The 4,005-nt window shown below is 41.5% G+C and carries 4 protein-coding genes and 1 pseudogene; 2 read left to right on the top strand and 3 right to left on the bottom strand.

What is annotated here, in order from left to right; translation table 11 throughout:
- Window positions 1–516, bottom strand: a pseudogene (locus tag ACJAT7_RS18350) (hypothetical protein); the annotation flags it as partial.
- Between the two features lie 399 nt (window positions 517–915).
- Here ACJAT7_RS18350 and ACJAT7_RS18355 point away from each other — a divergent pair.
- Both ACJAT7_RS18355 and ACJAT7_RS18360 read left to right on the top strand, forming a co-directional pair.
- Window positions 916–1,989 (top strand): ethylbenzene dehydrogenase-related protein, encoded by a 1,074-nt coding sequence (locus tag ACJAT7_RS18355; protein WP_415228241.1) that lies wholly within the window; start codon window positions 916–918, stop codon window positions 1,987–1,989.
- A gap of 63 nt (window positions 1,990–2,052) precedes the next feature.
- Entirely contained in the window at window positions 2,053–2,784 is a 732-nt protein-coding gene (locus ACJAT7_RS18360; protein ID WP_415228242.1) for a hypothetical protein, read from the top strand.
- A 122-nt stretch (window positions 2,785–2,906) separates the two neighbouring features.
- Here ACJAT7_RS18360 and ACJAT7_RS18365 read toward each other — a convergent pair whose 3' ends face one another.
- Window positions 2,907–3,149, bottom strand: coding sequence for a hypothetical protein (locus ACJAT7_RS18365; protein WP_415228243.1), 243 nt, complete (start codon window positions 3,147–3,149; stop codon window positions 2,907–2,909).
- Window positions 3,150–3,214: 65 nt separating this feature from the next.
- Window positions 3,215–4,005, bottom strand: a 791-nt coding sequence (locus tag ACJAT7_RS18370; RefSeq protein ID WP_415228244.1) for an FMN-binding glutamate synthase family protein, incomplete at its 5' end; no start/stop codon positions are given.

Genomic DNA, 4,005 nt, shown 5'->3' on the forward strand with positions numbered 1-4,005 from the left:
ACTGGTATAAATCCAAAGATCAGAATCCGCCAATGAACTACCGCGCAATAAACTCATCAGCAGTTTTTTTAACCCCTGTTTGCTCACTTTTGGCTCTGATTTAACAGCTTCTTGAACTTCTTCCAGCTGTGTATTAAGTACTTTATTGGGGCTTTTTTTGGTGCTCTTCAATGCTTTTTCTGGAATATTTTTAGCTTTAACAAGCGCTGCATTAAAATCGATCACTAAGGAGTCGCTTTCAAGCAGTACTTTTTCCACTTCAGCCAGCTGTTTTTCTGCCTCTCTTTTACGCGCTGAGGGGTTAAACTCGGCACAATCAATTTTATGGTAACGGGAGCCGAAACAAGCTTGCCTGCCATCAATGGAGGCTTTTCGAAAGTAGGCTTTTTGTTGACAGACAGGGCAGATTAAAAAATGGCGTAATTTATCAAGCTCACTCGCAGCTAAGATCTTAAACTCAAAAATAGAATAGGTTTTAGGATTGTCAGGATCATAATGACAAATTGCATCAAGCATGGTTTTTTCCTGAATAAATAGGCTCTACAGGCAAACTACTTGAACATCTACTGATCGGCAAGTAGCGCGGCAACTATATTTAGCCTCAATTTATATAACTATCGAATCAAGCAGTTAATTAGAAACAATCTATTAGCAACAAAAATAATTCGCAATTTCTGCACGTCAGGCCTAGTTTTAAGTTAGCTAAGTACCCATTGAAAAGTTATTGGTATTTTGAGGGAACTGATTCAAAATACCGGATAATTCTTGCTTAAATATCTAAAATGAACAGTAAGTAGGCACGGGGGTCAATAATCCTATAGATCAATAAATACACTTGGCCCAAATACCCGACAATTTATATGTGACTACTTAGATCCCCTCTGCTCTTTTATTTTATGACGGAAAAGGATAAATATGATGAAAATAGATAAGAAAAAACTGTCAACAGCTATGATTTTACTTGGCTTCGCGCTTCAACAGGGCAACTTGCTCGCAGCAGAAAACAGTCTAAGCAGCATTAAAATCGATAGCACAGTGATATTAGATGGCATCGCCGAGCCTCTGTGGGACAGTGCTCAGCCATTACAGATTAAAGTCAATAAACAGCCCTACCAGTCGGATAACTATAAGGGCATACAAGCAACAGATATTACTATCAAATCCTTATACGATAACCAGCATGTTTATTTTTTAGTACAATATGCTGATCCCACTAAAAGCATAGAGCGGTTCCCCTGGCAGAAACAAAAAAACGGTCAATGGAAACAACTTAAAGATAAAGATCAGGTAGGACATTCTAATATTTATTATGAAGATAAATTTGCGTTTTTATGGGAGATTAACGCGCCTGGGTTTGAAAAAAAAGGCTGTGATGTAGCATGCCATTTGGTCAACGACGATGGGAAAATTGCCGATATTGACCAGAAGGGGATAACTGCCGGGCGCAAATATACACGCAGGGCGGGTGAAACTATCGATATGTGGCACTGGAAAAGTGTGCGTATGAACCCTGTCGGGGTAATAGATGATCAGTTTATTGATGATGTTAAAGATCCGCAAGTGAATGCAAACTGGGGACGCCATGGCGATGCTAAAAAATCGGGAGGTTACGTCGACAATATTAATGAAGATAAATCCGGCCCCGCATTTATGAATCGTAGCCAGGATGGTTTGAATGACTTCACCATTACCCCCTCTCAAAAAACCGTTTTTGTTGATAACTTTAAAACTGGCGATCTGATTCCGGGTATCGTCTCTGAAGCCTTCACCGGCTCTCGCGGTGATATTTGGTCGCGCGGCGTCTGGAATGATGGAGTCTGGACCATTGAACTCAAACGTCAACTCATCACCACGGGCGAACTGGTAGAGTTACAAGATGTGCAGTTTACCGATTTAAAGAAAACCTACCATTTTGGTGTTGCAGTTTTTGATAACAGCCAAATTGACCATCTCTACCACGATGGTTCACTCTCTTTTACCTTTAAGTAGCTATATTGTACCTGCCTTAACCGGCCGGTACTCTTTCCCTAATTCTTTATAGCAGAGGCCAATATGCGTCTGAACACACTGAATTTCCACAGCAAATTAGGCTTATCCGGTTTCCTCATTAGCATTATCTTAGGGTTATTTAGCGCGGCCACTCTAATCGGTTTACTTTATTCCAGCTCTGATCGCGGTTTTAATATACCGGAAATGGATAAAGTGAAAGCAAAATACAGCGAATCTGCATTAGTAGGAGCGATGAAAACCACTATGTACCAATATGTCACCGTAGATGACGATATTAAGGTCATGGAAAAGTGGATTCAGGCGGGGGCATTGGAAAATGATTATTTTAAAGATGAGGTGATGTACATTATCGAAGCGGATTGCCAAAAATGCCATAGCCGCTCATCAACCATGACTGGCGCTATCCCTTCCATACCCTTCAATAGTTATGCAGATATTTCAGTTTTCACTGAAAAAGGCTATTCGTGGACGGCGATGGCAAAAACAGCGCATATTCACCTCTTTGGTATTGCGCTACTGGTCGTTTCACTGACCTTTATATTAAGTTTCAGTTGTTACCCAGGAGGTATCAAAAGTCTGCTCATTAGCACAGCCTGGTTAAGCCTGTGGATAGATATGAGTTCCTGGTGGTTAGCCAAATTTTCAACTTATTTTGCCTATTTTATCGCAATTTTCGGCACCATAGAAATCATAACCCTGGGGATTATCGCCTTCTTATGCCTCATTGATTTATGGTTTAAAGTGCCAGATAAACTGCGCGATAAAAAAGAATAAAAGCGTGATAGAAGATTTAAGTAAGCATTTTTTAATTAGATTTAATGTGGCTTTAACTGACAAAGGAATGACGAATGATAATCTGCTATAAAGCTATGCCTGGCCGACATTGGTATTAGAAATTAATAAGCACAGTTTAAACAAAGCCCTGCCCGTCTGATAAGCGGCTGTCGTCTGCGACAGGTAATAATAAAAAGTGCGCGTTGCTCTCTATTAGTGGATTTATTTAGCAGCGCATTCGGTGACTCGCTCACTTTGGCTAATCTCTTGTTAGAAGCTTGTAGCTGAATTTCAGTCACTTCCGCGGCAGTAATGGATTGAATTTCTTGGGTATAATTAGCGCTACGTTGTGAAAGTTGCCTCATCAGCTACTACAGAACCCTTTTTGAACATCCCTGTACTGAATAACTCTTTATCAAAGTAGTAATATTTATTCTAAGTTATTATATCCGGCATAATTAACCCCCGAGAGCATCGCCATCTCACGATGCCATGTCGCCAAGTCATTTTTATTAAATTGATTTAGCTGCTGATGCCCGCAGGCCCGCGCCATTACACTCATTAGTTCAACGGAAGCATCCAGGAAATTAAATAACTGCTGCGCTGATTTTTCAATATTAAGACGTTGCCGTAAATCAGCATTTTGTGTTGCAATACCGGCAGGACAATTATTGGTATTACACATTCTTGCGGCAACGCAGCCAATTGCCTGCATAGCACTATTGGCGATGGCAACGCCATCGGCACCTAATGCTAGCGCTTTCACAAAATCAACGGGTAAACGTAATCCTCCGGTGATAATCAAAGTGACACGCCCACTAGCTCCCTGCTGATCTAAATATCGACGAGCCCTTGCCAGAGCCGGAATAGTCGGCACACTAATGTGATCCCGGAAGATTTGCGGGGCAGCCCCTGTGCCACCGCCCCGGCCGTCAAGAATGATGTAATCGGCGCTGGCATCTAAAGCAAACTGAATATCCTCCTCAATATGATTGGCACTTAATTTAAAGCCGATAGGTATACCGCCGGTTATTTCACGAACATGATCCGCAAATTTTTTAAAATCGGCAGCCGTTACTAACTCTTTAAAAGTAGGAGGAGAAATAGCATCCGTGCCCTCTTTAAGACCCCGGACTAGGGATATTTTTCCTCTGTTCTTATTACCGGGAAGATGTCCCCCGGTACCGGTTTTCGCCCCCTGCCCGCCTTTAAAATGAAATG

The organism is Psychromonas sp. (genome assembly GCF_047632995.1).
Lineage (GTDB): Bacteria > Pseudomonadota > Gammaproteobacteria > Enterobacterales > Psychromonadaceae > Psychromonas.

What these genes read in the sequence shown, in the direction of transcription:
- ACJAT7_RS18355 (WP_415228241.1), top strand. Translation starts at nt 916, where the DNA reads ATGATGAAAATAGATAAGAAAAAACTGTCAACAGCTATGATTTTACTT.
- ACJAT7_RS18360 (WP_415228242.1), top strand. Translation starts at nt 2,053, where the DNA reads ATGCGTCTGAACACACTGAATTTCCACAGCAAATTAGGCTTATCCGGT.
- ACJAT7_RS18365 (WP_415228243.1), bottom strand. Translation starts at nt 3,149, where the DNA reads ATGAGGCAACTTTCACAACGTAGCGCTAATTATACCCAAGAAATTCAA.